We start from the raw sequence: 20,025 nt of genomic DNA, 5'->3' as shown, positions 1-20,025 counted from the left end.
ATGGCACGCTCTGTATGGAAAGGCCCTTTCGTTGACATGCACCTTCTCAAGAAGGTTGAAGCAGCTCTCGATAGCGGCAAAAGCAACGCAGTAATTCAGACTTGGTCACGCCGGTCTACAATTCTGCCAAACTTTGTTGGGCTGACTTTCAATGTCTACAACGGGCAAAAATTTATCCCTGTTTATGTAACTGACGATATGGTTGGTCATAAACTTGGTGAGTTTTCACCGACCCGGACATATTGGGGTCACGCGGCTGACAAGAAAGCTAAGAGGAAGTAACTGTGGGCAAGCAATCAGCAAAACGCCGTTTGGCGGATAATGAAGCGGTAGCAACAGCTACTATGCTTCGTGGCTCGCCCCAGAAACTTAATCTGGTAGCAGCCAGCATTCGCGGTATGAAAGTTGAGAAGGCGCTTACGTCGCTTTCTTTCAACCGTCGCCGTAATGCAATCGACGTTAAGAAAGTATTGGAATCTGCAGTTGCTAACGCAGAAAACAATCATAACCTGGATGTGGACAGCCTTGTTGTTGCTGAAGCAACCGTTGGTAAAGCGCTTGTAATGAAGCGTTTTCGTGCTCGGGCACGCGGTCGTGTTGGCAAGATCATTAAGCCGTTCAGTCGTCTGCGCATCGTTGTGCGCGAAGTTGAGGAGTCAGCATAATGGGTCAGAAAGTAAGTCCCGTTGGTCTGCGCCTGGGTGTAAACCGCACTTGGGATTCGCGCTGGTACGCTGAAGGCGAAGAATATGGTAGCCTTCTTCATGAAGACCTTCGCATCCGTGAGTTTGTTCTGAAGAACCTTTCACAGGCTGGTATTTCAAAAGTCGTTATCGAACGTCCTGCGAAAAAATGCCGTGTGACAATCTATTCAGCACGCCCTGGTGTGATCATTGGTAAAAAAGGTGCAGACATTGAAAAGCTGCGTTCTAAAATTGCCAAATACACATCTTCTGAGGTGAGCCTCAACATCGTTGAAGTTCGTAAGCCTGAGATTGATGCGAAATTGATCGCAGATAATATCGCACAGCAACTCGAGCGCCGTGTGGCTTTCCGCCGCGCAATGAAGCGTTCAGTACAAAGCGCTATTCGCCTTGGTGCTGGTGGTATTCGTATCAACTGTTCTGGTCGTCTTGGCGGTGCTGAGATCGCTCGTACAGAATGGTACCGTGAAGGTCGTGTGCCATTGCACACACTTCGTGCGGATATCGATTATGGTGTTGGCTCTGCGCACACTGCCTATGGTGTTTGTGGCATCAAGGTATGGGTGTTTAAGGGCGAAATTTTGGAACATGACCCAATGGCTCATGAGCGTCGTGCAAACGAAGCGCAAAGCCAAGGTGGTCCATCTCGCCGCTAAGGCCGGGTGGTAGTGATAGGAGCGACAAGACATGTTGCAACCAAAACGTACAAAGTTCCGGAAAGCCCATAAGGGCCGCATCCACGGCAATGCCAAGGGCGGAACTACATTGAATTTCGGTCAGTTCGGTTTAAAAGCAACCGATCCTGGCCGGGTAACTGCTCGTCAAATCGAGGCAGCTCGTCGTGCCATGAACCGTCACATGAAACGGTCTGGTAAAGTGTGGATCAGAATTTTCCCTGATACACCTGTTACGTCGAAACCTGCTGAGGTTCGTATGGGTAAAGGTAAAGGCTCTGTTGATTACTGGGCGTGCAAGGTTAAACCTGGCCGTATCATGTTTGAAATCGACGGGGTTTCTGAAGAACTGGCACGCGGTGCGTTCGAGCGAGCAGCAGCTAAGCTGTCCGTTGGTACACGTATCGTAAGCCGGATGCATTAAGTAAACGGAGACTTAAAATGAAGGCATCTGATCTTCGTGCCAAAACGGCAGACGAGCTCCGTGTTGAGCTTGAAAGTTTGAAAAAAGAGCAGTTTAACCTGCGTTTTCAGGCTGCGTCCGGGCAATTAGAAAACACTGCTAGAGCTCGTCAAGTGCGCCGCGATGTTGCGCGTATCCTGACGATCTTGAACCAGTCAGCTGAGGCGTAAGGAGTAGCCCATGCCAAAGCGTATATTACAAGGAACTGTGGTAAGCGACAAAGGTGATAAAACCGTTGTTGTTAAAGTTGAACGTCGAGTGAAGCATCCTTTGGTTGACAAAATTATTCGACGCTCTAAAAGGTACCACGCTCATGATGAGAGTAACCAAGTTAAGGTTGGCGAAATTGTTCGTATCGAAGAATGTCGCCCTATCTCGAAATTGAAGTCGTGGCGTGTTGTAGGTGGTGAGGCTTAGTGCCTCATCGTCCTTTAATACGGCATTTAATTAAGTAAAGGGTTGAACCCATGATTCAAATGCAAACCAACCTCGATGTGGCCGATAACTCTGGGGCCAAGAGGGTGCAGTGCATTAAAGTGCTTGGTGGTTCCAAGCGTAAAACTGCTGGAGTTGGCGACATTATCGTCGTCTCAGTGAAAGAGGCGATCCCACGGGGTCGTGTTAAGAAGGGTGACGTACACCGTGCTGTCATCGTTCGTACTGCTAAGGAAGTTCGCCGCAAGGATGGCACAGCGATTCGCTTTGACCGGAATGCAGCGGTACTTGTTAATAAATCACATGAACCAATCGGTACACGTATCTTTGGCCCGGTTGTTCGTGAATTGCGTGCAAAGAAGCATATGAAAATCATCTCGCTTGCACCGGAGGTACTATAAATGGCCGCGAAGCTTAAAAAAGGTGACAAGGTCGTTGTGGTTGCTGGTAAAGATAAAGGCAAGCGCGGCGAAATCACACGCGTGTTGACGAAAGAAGACCGTGCTCTTGTTCAAGGTGTTAACCTTGTAAAGCGCCACAATCGTCCAACACAAGTTAGTGCGGGTGGTATTGAAACAAAAGAAGCTCCTATCCAGCTTTCTAACCTCATGATTGAGGATCCGAAAGACGGCGCTCCTACCCGTGTTGGTTTCAAGACTCTAGAAGATGGTCGCAAGGTTCGCTTTGCGAAAAAATCTGGGGAGATGATTGATGGCTAATGCACAACCTCGTCTTCGTAAACAGTATGAAGAAACTGTTCGTGGCGCCCTTCAGGAGCGTTTCGAATATAAAAACTCCATGCAGATTCCGAAACTGGACAAAGTTGTAATCAACGTTGGTGTTGGTGAAGCTGTTCAGGACAAGAAGAAGATCGATAAGGTTTTGAAAGAAATCACAGCGATTTCTGGTCAAAAGCCTGTTGTAACACGTGCACGGAAATCGATCGCGGGCTTTAAGCTTCGTGACGGTATGCCAATCGGTGTGAAGGTAACACTTCGCTCTGATCGTATGTACGAGTTTCTTGATCGTCTGATCACTATCGCACTTCCACGTGTTCGTGACTTCCAGGGTGTGAATCCTAAGTCTTTCGATGGTCGTGGTAACTATGCGATGGGCTTGAAGGAACAGATCGTATTCCCGGAAATCAACTATGATGAAGTTGACACAATTCGCGGAATGGACATCATTATCTGCACGACTGCGAAATCAGATGACGAAGCTCGTGAGCTTCTTGCTGGTTTCCAGATGCCGTTCAAAAAATAAACGGTAGTCGTTAGGAGAGATATTATGGCTAAGAAAAGTGCCGTTAATAAGAATTTGAAGCGCGAGAAGTTAGTTGCAAAATATGCTGCTAAACGTGCTCAGTTGAAAGAACAGGTTTATAACAAAGACCTTTCTGACGACGAGCGTTGGTTGGCTGCGCTACAACTCGCTAAGTTGCCACGTAATGGTGCGGCAAACCGTCTTCGCAATCGTTGTGAAGTAACTGGTCGTCCTCGTGGTTATTATCGTAAATTCAAAATGTCTAGAATTTCCCTTCGTGAACTTGGTTCCGACGGTAAAATTCCTGGCATTGTGAAGTCTAGCTGGTAAGGGGAACGCTCATGTCGATGACAGATCCAATCGGCGATATGTTGACCCGTATCCGTAACGGCTTGCAAGCCCGCAAGTCTGTTATTTCATCACCTGCTTCTAAAACTCGTCAGCGTGTGCTCGACGTTCTTGAGCGGGAAGGTTATATCCGTGGTTATTCACGTGTAGAAGGCGATGCGAACAAAGCTGAACTTTCTATCGAGCTTAAGTACCATGAAGGTGAGCCGGTAATTCGTACGCTTAATCGCGTATCTAAGCCTGGTCGCCGTGTGTACAGCGCAGTTAGTGATCTTCCACGTGTTCATAATGGTCTTGGTATTTCGATCGTTTCCACACCTAAGGGTGTTCTCTCAGACGCTGAAGCGCGTGAGAACAATGTGGGCGGCGAAGTTCTTTGTACCGTATTCTAAGGAAAGGGTGAAGTATGTCCCGTATCGGTAAAAAGGCAGTCGCAGTACCGTCTGGCGTAACCGTTTCCTTGAACGGTTCAGACCTTTCTGTGAAAGGCCCAAAAGGCGAGCTTGCCATGACATTTGTACCTGAGGTTTCTGTATCTCAGGATGATGCTGGCATTACAGTTGCGCCGATCAATCAAACAAAGCGTGCCCGCTCTATGTGGGGTATGCAGCGTACTATGGTTGCTAACATGTTTGAAGGCGTAACCAATGGTTACTCTAAAAAGCTTCAAATCAATGGTGTTGGTTACCGTGCGAGCATGAAGGGTTCTTCCCTCAACTTGCAGCTTGGTTTCAGCCATGACGTAGATTTTCCTGTGCCGGAAGGCATCAAGATCGAGACACCTGATCAAACTACAGTGATCATCTCTGGTATTGATAAGCAGAAAGTCGGTCAGACTGCGGCGAAGATCCGTGAGTATCGCAAGCCTGAGCCATACAAAGGTAAGGGTATCAAGTACGAAGGCGAATATATCTTCCGTAAAGAAGGTAAGAAGAAGTAATAGGTGGCATCAATGGCTTCAACTAAAGCACTATTTGAAAAGCGCCGCCAGCGCAACCGCACTCAACTTCGCAAGAAGAGTGTGGGTAGGCCGCGTCTTTCTATTCACCGTACTAACCAGCATATCTATGCGCAGGTTATTGACGATGTTAACGGTAAAACGCTCGCAGCAGCGTCTACTACTGAAAAAGATCTCCGCTCTGGTGCAACTTCGAACATCGAAGCAGCAACAAGCGTTGGTAAACTGATTGCCGAGCGAGCCAAAGCAGCCGGCGTTGAAACAGTTGTGTTTGACCGTGGTGGTTTCCTCTACCATGGCCGTGTAAAAGCACTTGCTGTAGCAGCGCGCGATGGCGGCTTGGACTTCTAAGGCTGATAAGGAGAAGGATGTCCAATGGCACGCCCAGAACGCAATAATCGCTCTGAACGCAATCGGGAAGAAAGCGAACTATTAGAAAAGCTTGTTCACATTAACCGTGTGGCCAAGGTTGTAAAAGGTGGTCGTCGTTTCGGTTTCGCAGCCCTTGTGGTTGTTGGTGACCAACGTGGCCGCGTAGGTTTCGGTAAAGGTAAAGCGAAGGAAGTTCCTGAAGCAATCCGTAAAGCGACCGAAGCTGCGAAGAAAAACATGATCCGGGTTCCTCTTCGTGAGGGACGTACGCTTCACCATGATATCCATGGTCGCCACGGTGCAGGTAAGGTTCTTATCCGTACTGCGGTTCCAGGTACAGGTATCATTGCTGGTGGTCCAATGCGTGCAGTGTTTGAGGCGCTTGGTGTACAAGACGTTGTGACAAAGTCACAGGGTACATCAAACCCATATAACATGGTCCGGGCTACATTTGATGCTCTTGCAAATCAGGTTTCACCACGTCAGGTGGCAGCAAAACGTGGCCGTAAGGTTGCTGATATTGTTGCACGTCGCGGCGATGTGAAGGTTGTTGCAAGCAACGACGGCGCTGAAGACAGCGCTCAAGTAGCGGAGTAACGATCAATGGCTGCTAAGAAAAAAGCGACACTGAAGGTAACTCAGATCGGAAGTCCTATTCGCCGTCGTGGCGACCAGCGTGCAACGTTGGTTGGGCTTGGCCTTAACAAGATGCATCGCACACGCGAGCTGGAAGATACACCAGCTGTTCGTGGCATGATCAACAAGGTGCACCACTTGGTGCGCGTTGAAGATTAAGCTTCGCGTGTTGGAGATTGAACATGAAACTCAATGAACTAAACGACAATAAAGGCGCTCGCAAATCTGCTATGCGCGTTGGTCGTGGTATCGGTTCCGGCAAAGGTAAAACTGCCGGTTCTGGTCACAAAGGTCAGAAAGCACGCTCTGGTGTAGCCATCAATGGTTACGAGGGTGGTCAGATGCCTATCTACATGCGTCTGCCAAAACGTGGTTTCAATTCTTTGAACAAAAAAGACTATCAGGTTGTTAACGTTGGTCGCCTTCAAAAGGCTGTTGACGCTGGCACGCTTGATGCCAAAAAAGCAATCACCATTGAAACACTTGTGGAAGCAGGTGTTGTTGGTAAAGTTGTGGACGGTGTCCGTCTTCTTGCCAAAGGTGAATTGAAAGCGAAGCTAGACATTACTGTTACTGGTGCTTCTAAGGCTGCTGTTGAAGCAGTTGAAAAAGCAGGTGGTAAAGTAACAGTTGCTTCCTAAATAATATAAGGCCGAGATAATAATAGCATAAGGCTGGAGTGAGTATATGGCATCTGCTGCTGAACAATTAGCTGCTAATCTGAATTTTGGTGCAATCGGTAAAGCCGATGAACTGAAGAAACGGATCTGGTTTGCTCTTGGTGCGTTGATTGTATATCGACTATGTTCCTACATACCTATTCCTGGTTTGGACCCATCTGCTGTTGAGCAGATGTTTGCAAACCTTGGTGGTGGGTTTATCGATATCGTCAACACGTTCTCTGGCGGTGCCCTTCAGCGTACTTCAATCATTATGCTAGGTATTATGCCGTATATCTCGGCCTCTATTATCATGCAGCTTCTGACGTCTATGAGTTCGACACTTGGTCAACTCAAAAAAGAAGGCGAGCAGGGGCGTAAAAAAATTAACCAATATACACGGTATGGTACGGTTCTTCTGACATTGGTGCAGGGCTATGCGATTGTATCTGGCCTTCAGGGGCAACCGGGTGTTGTCGTGAACCCAGGCTGGTTCTTCATCATTACCGCAGTTGTTACGCTTCTTGGCGGTACGATGTTCCTTGTTTGGCTTGGTGAACAGATCACACAGCGTGGTATTGGTAACGGAATTTCTCTTATTATTTTCGCAGGTATTGTTGCGGAGCTCCCTGGAACGTTAGCACAGGCTTTCAACTTAAGCCGTACTGGCAGTCTTTCTGTGACTGTTTTGCTATTGATCCTTATTGGTGCAGCTGCGCTTATCTGGTTTATCGTATTTTTCGAGCGCGCCCAGCGCCGGGTGGTCATTCAGTACCCCAAGAGGCAGCAGGGTAACCGCGTAATGCAAGGTGACAAGTCACACTTGCCGCTTAAATTGAACGTTGCTGGTGTTATCCCACCGATCTTCGCGAGTTCGCTATTGTTGATGCCTTTGTCAGTGGCAGGTTTCTCTGACGCAGAGTGGATTACAAGCGTAACTGCAGTGCTTGGGCCAGGTAAGCCGATTTATATCGCGCTCTATATCGCCCTTATCGTATTCTTTTGTTTCTTCTATACAGCTATTCAGTTTAATCCTGAGGAAACTGCGGATAACTTAAAGAAACATGGTGGATTCGTTCCAGGCATTCGCCCAGGTAAACGAACTGCTGAATATCTTGATTATTTGCTTACACGCTTAACAGTGATTGGATCAGCTTATCTTTCTGTTGTGTGTGTGATCCCCGAATTGATTATTTCACAGTCTGCAGTACCGTTCTATCTCGGCGGTACGAGCCTCTTGATTGTGGTGAATGTTACAATGGATACTGTTCAGCAAATCCATAGCCATTTGATGGCTCAGCAGTATGAAAGCCTGTTGAAGAAAACAAGATTAAAAGGGGCCCGCCGGTGATCTTAATACTATTTGGACCTCCGGGCGCGGGTAAAGGAACTCAAGCGCAGCGTATCGAGAAAGCGCATGGTTTGGTTCAACTTTCTACTGGTGATATGCTTCGCGCTGCGGTAGCAGCTGGCACCGAAATGGGTAAACTTGCTAAGTCCAAAATGGACGCAGGGGCGCTCGTATCCGACGATATCGTTATTGGTATTATCAATGACCGTATCCAGGAAGATGATTGTAAGGATGGTTTCATCCTTGATGGTTTCCCACGTACCGTTGCTCAGGCAGAAGCATTGGATGCGATGTTGAGCAATCAGTCGCTGAAGCTTGATGCTGTGATTGAAATGAAAGTGGATGATGCAGCACTGGTAGAGAGAATCGCCGGTCGCTATACATGTGCTGGATGTAATGAAGGATATCACGATACAAACCTTAAGCCTGAGGTTGAAGGGGTTTGTGACAATTGTGGTTCAACAGAATTCAAACGTCGCCCGGATGACAATGCCGAGACGGTTGGGAAACGATTGAAAGAATATTATGCACAAACGGCTCCGGTATTGCCGTATTATGCTGATAAAGGGGTTTTACAGAGTGTTGATGGCATGGCTGCTATTGATGAAGTAACCTCCCAAATCGCCAATATTTTGGCGGTGTAAAAAAACTATCACTGAATGGTTGACGTTCGAGGGTTTCTCCATATAATCCCCGGACTTTGCACGTTCAGTGATTCTGTATATTGAACGTGAACTTAGTTTGATCAGGAGAACGGTTGTGGCGCGTATTGCTGGCGTTAACATTCCGACAAATAAGCGTGTAGAAATCGCTTTGACATATATCCACGGTATTGGCCCAACTTCGGCCAAGGGAATTTGCGATAAGCTGAATTTCCCACGTGAACGTCGTGTGTCGGAACTTACGGATTCAGAAGTTATTCAAATCCGTGAAATGATCGATGGTGAATTTACTGTAGAAGGTGATCTCCGTCGTGAAGTTGCTATGAATATTAAACGGTTGATGGACCTTAAGACTTATCGTGGTCTTCGTCACCGTAATAAATTACCGGTACGTGGTCAGCGTACATCAACGAATGCTCGTACTCGTAAGGGTAAAGCAATTCCGATTGCCGGTAAGAAGAAGTAATTAATTTTTTATTTTGGTTTGCTGTTTAGGGCTCCCCAAAACAAATAGGGTCTGATAGAGATGGCTAAAGATACTGGTCGTGTTAAGCGCCGCGAGCGTAAAAACATCACGAATGGCGTTGCACATGTAAACGCTTCATTCAACAACACAATGGTTACTATCACTGATGTACAAGGAAACGCTATTTCCTGGTCTTCAGCTGGTATGATGGGATTCAAAGGCTCTCGTAAGTCTACTCCGTACGCAGCACAGGTTGCTGCTGAGGACGCAGGCAAGAAAGCTCAGGAACATGGTATGAAATCCCTTGAAGTAGAAGTTAAAGGCCCAGGTGCTGGTCGTGAGAGCGCACTGCGTGCTCTACAGGCAATTGGCTTTACTGTAACTTCAATCAAGGACGTGACACCTATTCCGCATAATGGCTGTCGTCCGCCTAAGCGCCGTCGCGTTTAAGGCATCGTTGAGTACGTAGAGTATTGACACGAAACCTTTGGCGCGAAATAGTTGCGTCAATCAATATGAGGGTTGCATCGTGATCCAGAAAAACTGGCAAGAACTTATTAAACCAAATGGTCTTACAATCCAGCCGGGTAATGACCCGCTACGTAAGGCGAAAATCGTTGTAGAACCACTTGAGCGTGGTTATGGCATGACACTCGGTAATGCACTCCGTCGTGTTCTCTTGTCATCGCTCCAGGGTGGTGCTGTTACCAGCGTACAGATCGAAGGCGTTTTGCACGAATTTTCATCCGTACCGGGCGTGCGTGAAGATGTGACTGATATCGTATTGAATATCAAGCAGCTTCCTGTTCGCGTAACAAGCGACGGTATCAAGCGCCTTCACCTTACGGCCTCTGGCCCGGGTGAGGTGAAAGCTGGTCAAATCAGTGAAGTCGCTGACGTTGATATCCTAAATAAAGACCTTGTGATCTGTCACTTGGACGAAGGCGCAACGCTAAACATGGATCTTACTGTATCAAGCGGTAAAGGATATGTAGCAGCAGACCGTAACCGTCCAGAAGACGCACCAGTTGGTCTTATTCCTGTAGATTCACTCTACAGCCCGGTTAAGAAAGTAAGCTATAAAGTTGAGAACACCCGTGAGGGCCAGGTTCTTGATTATGATAAGCTTACGATGGAAATCGAAACCGATGGTACAGTAACACCTGAAGACGCAGTAGCATTCTCTGCGCGTATTCTTCAGGATCAGTTAACTGTCTTCATCAGCTTCGAAGAACCGGAAGAAGTTGTTAAAGACGAAGAAGATAGCGAACCAGAATTTAACCGTCAGCTTCTCAAGAAAGTTGACGAGCTTGAGCTTTCTGTTCGTTCTGCGAACTGCTTGAAGAACGATAACATCGTCTATATCGGTGATCTTGTTCAGAAAACAGAAGCGGAAATGCTTCGCACGCCTAACTTTGGTCGTAAGTCGTTGAACGAGATCAAAGAAGTGCTTGTGAATATGGGGCTTCGCCTTGGTATGGAATTACCAACATGGCCACCAGAAAACATCGAAGAACTCGCTAAGAAATTAGAGAATGATTATTAAACCTCTCATCTTCTAAAGGTTTTCCTTTAGGCAGAATGAGACACCTACCGGTACTATGCCCCTTCAATGAGGAAGGGGCGCAAGGCCGGATAGGCAATTAAGGAGTAGCGCAATGCGCCATCGTAAATCAGGTCGTAAACTTAATAGAACCGCTAGCCACCGTAAGGCAATGTTCCAAAATCTTGCTCAGGCGCTAATCAAGCACGAGCAGATTGTTACAACGCTTCCAAAAGCTAAGGAACTTGCACCAATCGTTGAGAAATATATCACGCTTGGTAAAAAAGGTGGCCTTGCCAACCGTCGTCTTGCAATTGCTCGTCTACAGAATGAAGCACTTGTTGGTAAGCTGTTTGGTGAACTTGCTGAACGTTACAAAGAGCGCGCAGGCGGCTGTACACGTGTTCTTAAAGCTGGCTACCGCCACGGTGATAACGCACCAATGGCTGTTATCGAGCTTGTTGATCGTAATGAAGACGCTAAAGGCCAAGACAGTGGCCCAACTGCTGAAACAGGCGCTGATGAGGCGGATGCAGCATAAGTCTTTTTGACGACAATATCTGAATTTAAAAGGGTAGCCATCGTGCTGCCCTTTTTATTTGTTTTTATCCCACTATATGAACGAGATATCGAGAGATGGCTTGCGCGTGCCTTGTGGCTGCGCCATAGTCAATTTTCAAAAGACCTATTTGGACGGAGATAAAAATAGATGCTGAAGAATAAAATAACAGGCATTTTTAGCATTTTGATGATTGGTGCGAGTGTGTTTGGCTCTGGGCTATCAGCGCAGGATCAAGCTTTTGATACACGGACGGTCCCGCAGTCGCGCGAACAGGTACAGCTATCCTATGCACCAGTGGTTAGAAACGCATCTCCGGCGGTTGTGAATATTTACACAAAAAAAATTGTACGCTCGCGGCGCTCCGCCCTTTATGATCACCCGATATTTCGCCGTTTCTTTGACGGTAATAATTCGTTTGGTGCACCAAGGGAACGGGTACAGGGCTCATTGGGGTCTGGTGTTATCGTACGCGCTAACGGTGTCATCGTAACAAATAATCATGTGATCGAGGGGGCGGATGAAATCACAGTCGTGCTTTCTGACCGCCGTGAATTTGAAGCCAAGATTGTTCTCGCGGACCCGAGAACCGATCTGGCAATCCTTCAAATCGATACTGGCGAAGAGGCGCTTTCCACTTTATCGCTCTCTAACTCTGATACTGTACTCGTTGGTGATTTAGTGCTCGCGATAGGGAACCCATTCGGTGTTGGCCAAACGGTTACGAGCGGTATTGTGTCTGCGACCGCTCGGACACAAGAGGGCATTTCAGATTTCGGTTTCTTTATTCAAACCGATGCTGCGGTAAATCCCGGCAACTCGGGCGGGGCTCTTGTTGGTATTAACGGTGAGCTATTAGGCATTAATACAGCGATTTATAGCCGCACAGGCGCTTCCAACGGTATTGGCTTCGCTGTACCTGCAAACATGGTAAAATCAGTACTGCGTGCCGCCCTTGATGAGGGACAGTTAGTCCGCCCATGGCTTGGTATTCAAGGACAAACAGTGAATAGCGAACTGGCATCTAGCCTTGGCCTTGACCGCCCGGGCGGGGTTTTGATTGATGATATTTTCCCAGGAAGCCCTGCTGCACAGGCTGGGCTTTCGATCGGTGATGTAATTTTAGCCGCCGAAGGTGTTGAAATCATTGATGAAGGCGGCTTGAATTTCCGTATTGCGACAAAGCAGCAAGGTGAAAATGTGAAACTTGGTGTTTTGAAAGGTGGTTTCCTCGAGGAAGCCGATGTCTCACTTGCATTGCCACCAGAAGTACCAGAGCGTAATATTTCAGAACTTGATGGTCGCCATCCGTTTCAGGGTGTAAAAGTCGGCAATATGTCGCCACGGTTTAACGATGAACTTCAATTGAATCCGTTTTTGCGAGGGGTTGTCGTTTTAGAAGTGAACCCACGCACCCCTGCAGGACGTTACCAATTGATGGCGCCGGGTGATATTCTGATTTCGATGAACGGTGTTGATATCAACCGTGTCGAAGACTTAAACGAAGCAATTGATGAAACATCAGGCCAGTATGTCTATCGTTTCCGCCGTCGGGGGCAACTTGCTGAATGTTTGGTCACGTCTCGCGGTAATCGCCGTTGCCGTGCTGTTCAGTAAATTAAACACATTACGATTATACAGTGACTAATCTTTTCGAGAATGCAGGACTTGATGAGGGGGCATATCGCCCCCTCGCTGATAAATTGCGTCCGAAAAGTATCGAAGATGTCGTCGGGCAGGATCATATTCTTGGAAGCGATGCACCGCTAGGGCGCATGTTGGCGTCAGGCAAAATGACGTCACTTATCCTATGGGGGCCACCGGGTACGGGAAAAACGACGATCGCACGCTTGCTTGCTGATCATCTGGATTTAGCGTTCGAACAGATATCCGCGATTTTCTCTGGTGTGGCAGACCTCAAAAAAGTTTTTGAGGCCGCTAAGGCACGCCGCATTGGGGGCAGGTCAACACTTTTATTTGTAGACGAGATCCATCGGTTTAACCGGTCACAGCAAGATAGCTTCTTACCCTATGTAGAGGACGGAACCATCACCCTGATTGGGGCAACGACCGAAAACCCATCGTTTGAGATTAATGGCGCCCTTCTTTCACGAATGCAAGTGCTGATCCTGAACAGGCATGATGATGCAGCGCTAGAGGAATTATTGAACCGCGCCGAAGTTGAAATTGGTAAATCTTTACTATTGAACCAGGCCGCCCGCACAAGCTTGAAGGCGATGGCAGACGGTGATGGTCGCTATCTGTTGAACTGTGTTGAAATTCTACATGATATGGGCGGCGATGAGCCCCTTGATCCCGATGGGCTTGCCAGATTGCTACAAAAACGCGCCCCAGCTTATGATAAAGACAGGGAAGGGCACTATAATTTAATTTCTGCCCTTCATAAATCCCTAAGAGGTTCGGACGCAGATGCTGCCCTTTATTGGCTTGCCCGTATGCTGACGGGCGGCGAAGACCCGCTTTATATTGTGCGACGTTTGGTGCGCTTTGCGAGCGAAGATATTGGTATGGCAGACCCGGAAGCAATCCATCAGGCGATGGCTGCAAAGAACGTATATGAATATCTGGGTAGCCCAGAGGGCGAACTCCAGATCGCACAAGCGGTGATTTATCTGGCAACCGCACCGAAATCGAACGCTGCTTATGTTGCAGAGAAGGCCGCGAAGTCTGCTGCGCGCAAAACAGGTAGCTTGATGCCACCCGCTCATATCCTGAATGCCCCGACTAAATTAATGAAGGATATTGGATACGGCAAAGGCTATGCCTATGATCATGATACCGAGGCAGGGGTTTCGGGGCAGAATTATTTTCCTGATGATATGAAGCGCGAAGAATATTATGTGCCCGTTGAACGCGGGTTTGAGCGCGATATCAAAAAGCGCCTCGAGTATTTTGACCGTATTCGCCGTGAATATTCGAATACCCATGACGAATGAATGGACGAAACAGGGTGACTGAATTTACCCATTTTATTGGAATTGACTGGTCAGGCGCCAAGGGGCGTCGGCACAAGGGAATTCAAATTGCACTTGTTGAAAAAGATAACCATAAATCCCCATTATTGATCAGCCCTGTATCTGGCAACCGCTATTGGTCACGCAAGGAAGTAGCAGATTGGTTAAATTCTGGTGCTGGCCTGCCGCCCGATGCGCGCATCCTTATTGGTATTGATGCAGCCTTTGGCATGCCTTATCTGGATCAAGGTTCATACTTCCCAGAAAATACCTGGTCGAGCGATACTGTATATGTCCTATGGCAGCATATTGCCGATGTGTGTTCCAATAGTGAGGATTATTTCGGTGGTGCTTTTGCCGATCGTTTTTCAGACTATTTCCAACAACCTGGTGGCAGAAAAGGCAAATATTATTCACGCCGAATGCGCGTTAGCGAAACGAAGTGTATCGAGACAAAGGTTGGGCCGTGTGAAAGTGTCTTTAATTTAGTGGGAGCGAGCCAAGTTGGAAAGTCAGCGCTTTCAACAATGATCATGCTGAATAGTTTAGTTGCAAAGAAGGATATTTGTGTTTGGCCCTTTATGGAAGCACATCAGGGACGAATATGTTTTGTAGAAATATATGCCGCATTGTTCGCCGGCCTTGGTGGGCATAAGGGGAAAATCAGGAATTTGGAAGCATTGAACAAAACACTGAGAGGATTAAATTCAGCACCGTTTGATCAGCGAAATAATTTAGATGATCCATCATTCGATGATAACCAGGCAGATGCATTGATTACGGCTGCTGGCCTTCGTTACATAAGCGATAAACCAGAATACTGGAAACCGGAGGGACTTTCGCCTAAGGTGCGTGAAACGGAAGGCTGGATTTTTGGTGTCCGCTAGAAATTGTTGCTGAATACCTTTTTCCTATAGGGGCTAATTATGAAAATGATTTTGGCGATTGCGCTGGGCGGAGCAAGCGGTGCCGTTTCCCGACATTATTTTGCAGCACTTATCACACGCGTTCTTGGTAACGGGTTTCCATTCGGTATCTTTTTTGTCAATATTTTGGGTAGTTTTCTGATGGGGCTGTTGATTACAGTGCTTGCTGAGCGCTTCACTGTTGCACCTGAAATGCGCGGCCTTATAGCGGTTGGGTTTTTAGGCAGTTTTACAACGTTTTCCACCTATTCCCTTGATATTTACATGATGTTCACACGGGGTGAATGGGTGAACGCGTGCCTTTATGCTTTCGCTTCAATGATCCTTGGTGTAGTAGGGCTCATGTTAGGAATAGGATTAGGACGAATAGTATCATGAGCGGCGTTCAGCACAAATATGTTTCAGGCGATGATGACGGCATTAGGTTGGATCGTTGGTTCAAGCGTCATTTCCCAGAAGTGCCATTCGGGCAACTGCAGAAATGGTGCCGCAAGGGTGCTGTACGTGTAAACGGTAAGCGGGTTAAGGGGAAAGAGCGTGTTGAAAAGGGCTTCGATATCCGTATCCCGCCGCTCGGTGACCTTGCAGACCGTAAACCCAAAAAGGTGGAAACGCCCAAGCTTTCTGAATATGAAATTCAGGAAGTTCGCGATTGGGTTCTATATATGGATGATGATGTGATTGTCATCAATAAACCTGCGGGGCTTCCGACGCAGGGAGGAACCGGGCAAACCCGCCATCTCGATGGATTGTTGGATGCGCTACGGTATGAAAGTTCGCATCGCCCGAAACTGGTTCACAGGCTTGATAAAGATACATCAGGCGCTCTCCTTCTTGGTCGCTCACCAAAGGCGACGGCTGCGCTCGCGAAAAGTTTCCAAACCAAAGAAACGGATAAGCGATATTGGGCGCTTGTGATGGGAAGCCCGCAAATGCAGGAAGGGCGCATCAAGCTTAAGATGGACAAGATTGCCGTTAAGGGCCATGAGCGTATGATTGTCGCCGATAGCGGCAAGCATTCCATGACAGATTATGAAGTGGTTGAACGCGCTGGTCAGCAAACTGCATGGCTAACCCTTAAACCACATACAGGGCGTACTCATCAACTGCGCCTTCACTGTGCAGAAATGGGCCACCCGATCGTGGGTGACGGGAAATACGGAGGCTCTGACGCGTTCCTGAGCGGCACGATTTCGCGTAAGCTACATCTGCATAGTAGGTTCGTCGATTTTCCTCATCCTGCTGGTGGGCGGATGACCGTGTCTGCACCTTTGCCGCCACATATGGCTGAAAGCTTTGACATGCTCGGTTTTTCCGAGAATGAATATGAAGACCCTGATTTCAATGAATAAAATTGGAATTTAGTCCGACAGGTAAATGTTATGAGTGATTACAACAAGCTGGTTATATTTGACTGTGATGGAACACTGGTTGACGGACAGCATTTGATCATAGATGCAATGGACCTGTGCTTTGAGCGTCAAGGACTAACACCGCCGGAGCGATCAGCATCGCGGTCTATTATCGGATTATCGCTTGAGGAAGCAATGGCAGTTTTGATACCTAATCATGATGCCCGGTTTTATCGTCACATGGCTGAAGAATATAAAAATGCGTTTCTGGATTTGCGGGCTGAAAACGGTGATCCGATTGAGCCCTTATACGAGGGGACTTTGGAAACGCTTAGAGAACTGGATGCTGCCGGCTATCTGCTTGCGGTTGCAACCGGAAAATCAATGCGCGGATTAAAGCGTGTCTTAGCAAGTCATGAAATTTCAAATCTTTTTGTCTCGCTACAAACAGCGGACACTCATCCGTCTAAGCCACACCCATCGATGATCCAAACAGCGATTATGGAAGCGGGAAGCCATACCGATCAAACGATTATGGTCGGGGACACCAGTTATGATATGCTGATGGCCAAATCTGCCTCTGTCGGGGCTGTTGGCGTGAATTGGGGCTATCATGATGAAGCATTTCTTCATGAAAACGGAGCGAATACCGTATTGTCATTATATAGTGATTTGCCCAAAACCGTAAAATCCATGATAGGGTAATATACTCAAATCCGGGAGTTGTTAAAATGGCTGATGAACAAGACGATATTATGCAGGAGGCCAGACAGCCGAAGCCAATATTTTTAGTGTTGGCGTCGCTGGCAGCTGCGGGTGCTGTCGCTGCATATTTGTATCAGGATACTATTGTTGAAACATCAGGGATTACAACATTTGCGTTTCTTTTATTGATGCTTGTGCTGATCGCGATGGGATTTATGCTGTGCTACAGGGTTCCCCAAATTGGTAACCGCCTGCTTGGGTACGGCGTTATTATCAGCCCAAAAGATAAAACTGTGAATGAAGGGTATCATTATACCGGGACGTTTAAGGTTGAAACGGCCGTTGATACCAAACGTCAGAACAGTAAACGCAAACAATCACGGTACAACAGGCGCAAAATAGCGGCGCTTACCCGCGAAATGCAAAAAGATGGCTTAATTAATGCGGATAATTCCACCGATGAAGCCGATATTGAGCCTGAGAGTAAAACTGCCAGTGAAGCAAAAGCTGACGAACAACAATAAAACCCGGAAAAAAGTGTGAAACGATTTTACAAGACCGTATCAATTGAGGCGCTTGAAGAGGAAGCTGGCTACGCGATTTCGCTTGATGGCCGCCAGATCAAAACTCCAGCAAAAGCCATTATGGCCGCGCCGACACGTAACCTTGCTGAGGTTGTGGCGGAAGAATGGGAAGGCCAAGGGGATAAAATTGACCCTAAAACCATGCCCATGAACCAGCTACTGAATACCGCGATTGATAGCGTAACGAGCGAGCGCGCAAATATTATCGATGAGATGGTTCGCTACGGTGGCTCTGATATGCTTTGTTACCGCGCCGACCATCCAGAAGATTTGGTGAAACGACAGGCTGTTGCGTGGGACCCATATATTGATTGGTTGGCGAATAGCCTGAATGCGCCCATGGAGGTGACATCTGGTATTCTTCATGTCGCTCAGCCTGAAAAGAGTTTAGGGGCCCTAAGAGAACGAATTGAAGGCTATGATATTTATGCCTTAACGGTGCTTCATGCCCTTACAACAGGGCTTGGGTCATTAGGACTTGGCCTTGCATATATTAAAGGCTTCAAAGCTTTTGAAGACATTTGGCAGGCCTCAAGGGTTGATGAAACCTATCAGATTGAACAATGGGGTGAAGATAGTGACGAAGCAAAGGTGACAGCCGCGTTGCTTCAAGACTTGAAGAACGCTGTTATGTTTCTTGAATTGGCACGATCATAGATTTTTATCGTTATTCACGATTATCTATAGATAAAAACTATCGAAAGCATAGTTTGAAAAAGCTAGTCAACGATGGAATATGCAGTTAAGAACAGAGTAATAATATTTCAAACCTGCCGATTTTATCGGGGCAGGCATGCAAATGGCAAATTACGCCAATACTCTTGGATAAAGAGTTCGCATTAAGGAAGACGATTTATGCAAAATATCATTGAAAAGCTCGAAGAGAAACGTAGCGAGGCGCGCCTTGGCGGCGGTGAAAAACGGATCGAAGCGCAACACGCACGTGGCAAGTTGACAGCACGTGAGCGTATTGATCTGTTGCTCGATGAAGGATCATTCGAGGAATATGATATGTTCGTTGAGCATCGTTGTACCGACTTTGGAATGGAGAAAACCAAGTTTGCGGGCGACGGTGTTGTAACTGGTTCAGGTACGATCAATGGCCGTCTGGTGTATGTTTATAGCCAGGATTTCACAGTATTTGGTGGCTCGTTGTCTGAAACCCATGCGAAGAAGATCATCAAGGTTATGGATATGGCCATGAAGGTTGGTGCGCCTGTTATTGGTCTTAATGATAGTGGTGGTGCGCGTATTCAGGAAGGGGTTGCTGCTCTTGGAGGATATGCAGATGTTTTCCAAAAGAATGTTTTGGCGTCTGGTGTCGTACCGCAAATCTCTATGATCATGGGACCATGTGCTGGAGGGGCCGTTTATAGCCCAGCCATTACCGATTTTATCTTCATGGTTGAAGACACAAGTTATATGTTTGTAACAGGCCCTGATGTTGTGAAAACTGTAACCAACGAGGTGGTGACACAGGAAGAACTTGGCGGCGCCTCTACCCACACGACAAAATCGGGCGTTGCTGATAAGGCATTTGCAAATGATGTTGAAGCCTTGTCGCAGCTTCGTAGGTTTATGGATTTCTTGCCACTGAATAACCGTGAAAGCGTACCGTCACGCCCAAGCTTTGATAAGATTGACCGGGTTGAGAAATCGCTCAATAGCGTTATCCCGTCGAACCCCAATAAACCTTATGATATGCATGAAGTGATCTCAAAAATCGTCGATGAAGGCGATTTCTTTGAACTGCAACCGAACCATGCAGGAAATATCCTTATTGGCTTTGCACGCATGGACGGCGAAACAGTTGGTATTGTTGCGAACCAGCCTATGGTGCTCGCGGGCTGCCTTGATATCGACAGTTCTAAGAAGGCAGCGCGGTTTGTGCGCTTCTGTGATTGCTTCAATATTCCGATTATCACACTTGTTGACGTTCCAGGTTTCTTGCCCGGTACATCGCAGGAATATGGCGGTATTATTAAGCACGGCGCAAAATTGTTGTTTGCTTACGGCGAAGCAACGGTACCGAAGATTACATTGATCACTCGCAAAGCATACGGCGGCGCATATGATGTGATGGCGTCCAAACACCTGCGCGGCGATCTGAATTACGCATGGCCAACAGCAGAGATTGCAGTGATGGGCGCGAAAGGCGCGGTGGAAATTCTATACCGCAAGGACCGCGATGACGCTGATAAAATCGCCGAGCATACGCAAAATTACGAAGACCTGTTCGCGAACCCGTTTGTGGCAGCGCAGCGGGGATATATCGATGATGTGATCATGCCGCAGAATACGCGGAAGCGTATTATCTCAGGCCTGAAGAAGCTTGCAAACAAGCACCTCGAGAACCCATGGAAGAAGCACGATAATATTCCGCTTTAAGC

General features: G+C 47.4%; 31 protein-coding genes. All 31 read left to right on the top strand.

Features of this window, described 5'->3' with window-relative positions; translation table 11 throughout:
* Positions 1 to 282 carry a 30S ribosomal protein S19 gene (rpsS, locus tag KFF44_RS10940; RefSeq protein WP_255934272.1) on the top strand — a complete coding sequence of 94 codons (282 nt, stop codon included), beginning with the start codon at positions 1 to 3 and terminating at the stop codon, positions 280 to 282.
* Between the two features lie 62 nt (positions 283 to 344).
* A complete protein-coding gene (gene rplV, locus KFF44_RS10935; protein WP_370691161.1) occupies positions 345 to 665 on the top strand; it encodes a 50S ribosomal protein L22 in 321 nt (106 codons plus the stop codon).
* Positions 665 to 1,360 carry a 30S ribosomal protein S3 gene (gene rpsC, locus KFF44_RS10930; protein ID WP_255934253.1) on the top strand — a complete coding sequence of 232 codons (696 nt, stop codon included), beginning with the start codon at positions 665 to 667 and terminating at the stop codon, positions 1,358 to 1,360. Before rplV ends, rpsC begins: the two co-directional genes overlap by 1 nt.
* A gap of 31 nt (positions 1,361 to 1,391) precedes the next feature.
* Complete coding sequence (rplP, locus tag KFF44_RS10925; protein WP_255934250.1) at positions 1,392 to 1,802, top strand: 50S ribosomal protein L16; 411 nt, start codon at positions 1,392 to 1,394, stop codon at positions 1,800 to 1,802.
* A 17-nt stretch (positions 1,803 to 1,819) separates the two neighbouring features.
* Complete coding sequence (rpmC, locus tag KFF44_RS10920) at positions 1,820 to 2,011, top strand: 50S ribosomal protein L29 (protein ID WP_255934247.1); 192 nt, start codon at positions 1,820 to 1,822, stop codon at positions 2,009 to 2,011.
* A gap of 10 nt (positions 2,012 to 2,021) precedes the next feature.
* Positions 2,022 to 2,258: a 30S ribosomal protein S17 gene (gene rpsQ / locus KFF44_RS10915; RefSeq protein ID WP_255934245.1), complete on the top strand. Its 237-nt coding sequence runs from the start codon at positions 2,022 to 2,024 to the stop codon at positions 2,256 to 2,258.
* Positions 2,259 to 2,308: 50 nt separating this feature from the next.
* Complete coding sequence (gene rplN, locus KFF44_RS10910) at positions 2,309 to 2,677, top strand: 50S ribosomal protein L14 (protein WP_255934244.1); 369 nt, start codon at positions 2,309 to 2,311, stop codon at positions 2,675 to 2,677.
* Positions 2,678 to 2,995 carry a 50S ribosomal protein L24 gene (rplX, locus tag KFF44_RS10905; RefSeq protein ID WP_255934243.1) on the top strand — a complete coding sequence of 106 codons (318 nt, stop codon included), beginning with the start codon at positions 2,678 to 2,680 and terminating at the stop codon, positions 2,993 to 2,995. It begins immediately after the preceding gene.
* On the top strand, positions 2,988 to 3,539 hold the full coding sequence (gene rplE, locus KFF44_RS10900; RefSeq protein ID WP_255934242.1) for a 50S ribosomal protein L5: 552 nt from the start codon (positions 2,988 to 2,990) through the stop codon (positions 3,537 to 3,539). Before rplX ends, rplE begins: the two co-directional genes overlap by 8 nt.
* A gap of 24 nt (positions 3,540 to 3,563) precedes the next feature.
* Positions 3,564 to 3,869, top strand: coding sequence for a 30S ribosomal protein S14 (rpsN, locus tag KFF44_RS10895; RefSeq protein WP_255934241.1), 306 nt, complete (start codon positions 3,564 to 3,566; stop codon positions 3,867 to 3,869).
* An 11-nt stretch (positions 3,870 to 3,880) separates the two neighbouring features.
* The gene (gene rpsH, locus KFF44_RS10890) at positions 3,881 to 4,279 is read left to right on the top strand and encodes a 30S ribosomal protein S8 (protein ID WP_255934228.1); all 399 of its coding nucleotides are present in this window, start codon (positions 3,881 to 3,883) and stop codon (positions 4,277 to 4,279) included.
* Positions 4,280 to 4,293: 14 nt separating this feature from the next.
* Positions 4,294 to 4,827 (top strand): 50S ribosomal protein L6, encoded by a 534-nt coding sequence (gene rplF, locus KFF44_RS10885; protein ID WP_255934225.1) that lies wholly within the window; start codon positions 4,294 to 4,296, stop codon positions 4,825 to 4,827.
* A gap of 12 nt (positions 4,828 to 4,839) precedes the next feature.
* Positions 4,840 to 5,196, top strand: coding sequence for a 50S ribosomal protein L18 (gene rplR / locus KFF44_RS10880; protein WP_255934222.1), 357 nt, complete (start codon positions 4,840 to 4,842; stop codon positions 5,194 to 5,196).
* 24 nt (positions 5,197 to 5,220) lie between these two features.
* The gene (rpsE, locus tag KFF44_RS10875; protein WP_255934220.1) at positions 5,221 to 5,814 is read left to right on the top strand and encodes a 30S ribosomal protein S5; all 594 of its coding nucleotides are present in this window, start codon (positions 5,221 to 5,223) and stop codon (positions 5,812 to 5,814) included.
* Positions 5,815 to 5,820: 6 nt separating this feature from the next.
* Positions 5,821 to 6,012 (top strand): 50S ribosomal protein L30, encoded by a 192-nt coding sequence (gene rpmD / locus KFF44_RS10870; protein ID WP_255934218.1) that lies wholly within the window; start codon positions 5,821 to 5,823, stop codon positions 6,010 to 6,012.
* Positions 6,013 to 6,035: 23 nt separating this feature from the next.
* Entirely contained in the window at positions 6,036 to 6,494 is a 459-nt protein-coding gene (rplO, locus tag KFF44_RS10865; RefSeq protein ID WP_255934217.1) for a 50S ribosomal protein L15, read from the top strand.
* Positions 6,495 to 6,540: 46 nt separating this feature from the next.
* On the top strand, positions 6,541 to 7,863 hold the full coding sequence (secY, locus tag KFF44_RS10860) for a preprotein translocase subunit SecY (RefSeq protein WP_255934214.1): 1,323 nt from the start codon (positions 6,541 to 6,543) through the stop codon (positions 7,861 to 7,863).
* Positions 7,860 to 8,507, top strand: coding sequence for an adenylate kinase (locus KFF44_RS10855; protein WP_255934211.1), 648 nt, complete (start codon positions 7,860 to 7,862; stop codon positions 8,505 to 8,507). The genes secY and KFF44_RS10855 overlap by 4 nt, the downstream gene beginning before the upstream one ends.
* 115 nt (positions 8,508 to 8,622) lie before the next feature.
* Complete coding sequence (gene rpsM, locus KFF44_RS10850) at positions 8,623 to 8,991, top strand: 30S ribosomal protein S13 (protein WP_255934208.1); 369 nt, start codon at positions 8,623 to 8,625, stop codon at positions 8,989 to 8,991.
* A 60-nt stretch (positions 8,992 to 9,051) separates the two neighbouring features.
* Positions 9,052 to 9,441 carry a 30S ribosomal protein S11 gene (gene rpsK / locus KFF44_RS10845; RefSeq protein WP_255934194.1) on the top strand — a complete coding sequence of 130 codons (390 nt, stop codon included), beginning with the start codon at positions 9,052 to 9,054 and terminating at the stop codon, positions 9,439 to 9,441.
* Between the two features lie 79 nt (positions 9,442 to 9,520).
* A complete protein-coding gene (locus KFF44_RS10840) occupies positions 9,521 to 10,537 on the top strand; it encodes a DNA-directed RNA polymerase subunit alpha (RefSeq protein ID WP_255934185.1) in 1,017 nt (338 codons plus the stop codon).
* 112 nt (positions 10,538 to 10,649) lie between these two features.
* On the top strand, positions 10,650 to 11,075 hold the full coding sequence (gene rplQ / locus KFF44_RS10835; RefSeq protein ID WP_255934183.1) for a 50S ribosomal protein L17: 426 nt from the start codon (positions 10,650 to 10,652) through the stop codon (positions 11,073 to 11,075).
* A gap of 168 nt (positions 11,076 to 11,243) precedes the next feature.
* Complete coding sequence (locus KFF44_RS10830) at positions 11,244 to 12,710, top strand: Do family serine endopeptidase (RefSeq protein WP_255934180.1); 1,467 nt, start codon at positions 11,244 to 11,246, stop codon at positions 12,708 to 12,710.
* A 23-nt stretch (positions 12,711 to 12,733) separates the two neighbouring features.
* Entirely contained in the window at positions 12,734 to 14,050 is a 1,317-nt protein-coding gene (locus KFF44_RS10825) for a replication-associated recombination protein A (protein WP_255934169.1), read from the top strand.
* Positions 14,051 to 14,064: 14 nt separating this feature from the next.
* The gene (locus KFF44_RS10820) at positions 14,065 to 14,955 is read left to right on the top strand and encodes a hypothetical protein (RefSeq protein WP_255934167.1); all 891 of its coding nucleotides are present in this window, start codon (positions 14,065 to 14,067) and stop codon (positions 14,953 to 14,955) included.
* A gap of 39 nt (positions 14,956 to 14,994) precedes the next feature.
* Positions 14,995 to 15,372: a fluoride efflux transporter CrcB gene (gene crcB, locus KFF44_RS10815; RefSeq protein ID WP_255934165.1), complete on the top strand. Its 378-nt coding sequence runs from the start codon at positions 14,995 to 14,997 to the stop codon at positions 15,370 to 15,372.
* On the top strand, positions 15,369 to 16,346 hold the full coding sequence (locus KFF44_RS10810) for an RluA family pseudouridine synthase (RefSeq protein WP_255934155.1): 978 nt from the start codon (positions 15,369 to 15,371) through the stop codon (positions 16,344 to 16,346). Before crcB ends, KFF44_RS10810 begins: the two co-directional genes overlap by 4 nt.
* Positions 16,347 to 16,376: 30 nt before the next feature.
* The gene (locus KFF44_RS10805; protein WP_255934148.1) at positions 16,377 to 17,051 is read left to right on the top strand and encodes an HAD-IA family hydrolase; all 675 of its coding nucleotides are present in this window, start codon (positions 16,377 to 16,379) and stop codon (positions 17,049 to 17,051) included.
* A gap of 26 nt (positions 17,052 to 17,077) precedes the next feature.
* On the top strand, positions 17,078 to 17,575 hold the full coding sequence (locus KFF44_RS10800) for a hypothetical protein (RefSeq protein WP_255934146.1): 498 nt from the start codon (positions 17,078 to 17,080) through the stop codon (positions 17,573 to 17,575).
* Positions 17,576 to 17,590: 15 nt separating this feature from the next.
* A complete protein-coding gene (locus KFF44_RS10795) occupies positions 17,591 to 18,292 on the top strand; it encodes an ATP12 family chaperone protein (RefSeq protein ID WP_255934145.1) in 702 nt (233 codons plus the stop codon).
* Between the two features lie 198 nt (positions 18,293 to 18,490).
* On the top strand, positions 18,491 to 20,023 hold the full coding sequence (locus tag KFF44_RS10790; RefSeq protein WP_255934143.1) for an acyl-CoA carboxylase subunit beta: 1,533 nt from the start codon (positions 18,491 to 18,493) through the stop codon (positions 20,021 to 20,023).
* Positions 20,024 to 20,025: the final 2 nt, after the last annotated feature.

It is taken from the genome of Kordiimonas sp. SCSIO 12610 (assembly GCF_024398015.1).
Classification (GTDB): domain Bacteria; phylum Pseudomonadota; class Alphaproteobacteria; order Sphingomonadales; family Kordiimonadaceae; genus CANLMI01.
Note: the sequence above shows the minus strand (reverse complement) of the source record. Positions and strands in the feature narration are given on the sequence as shown.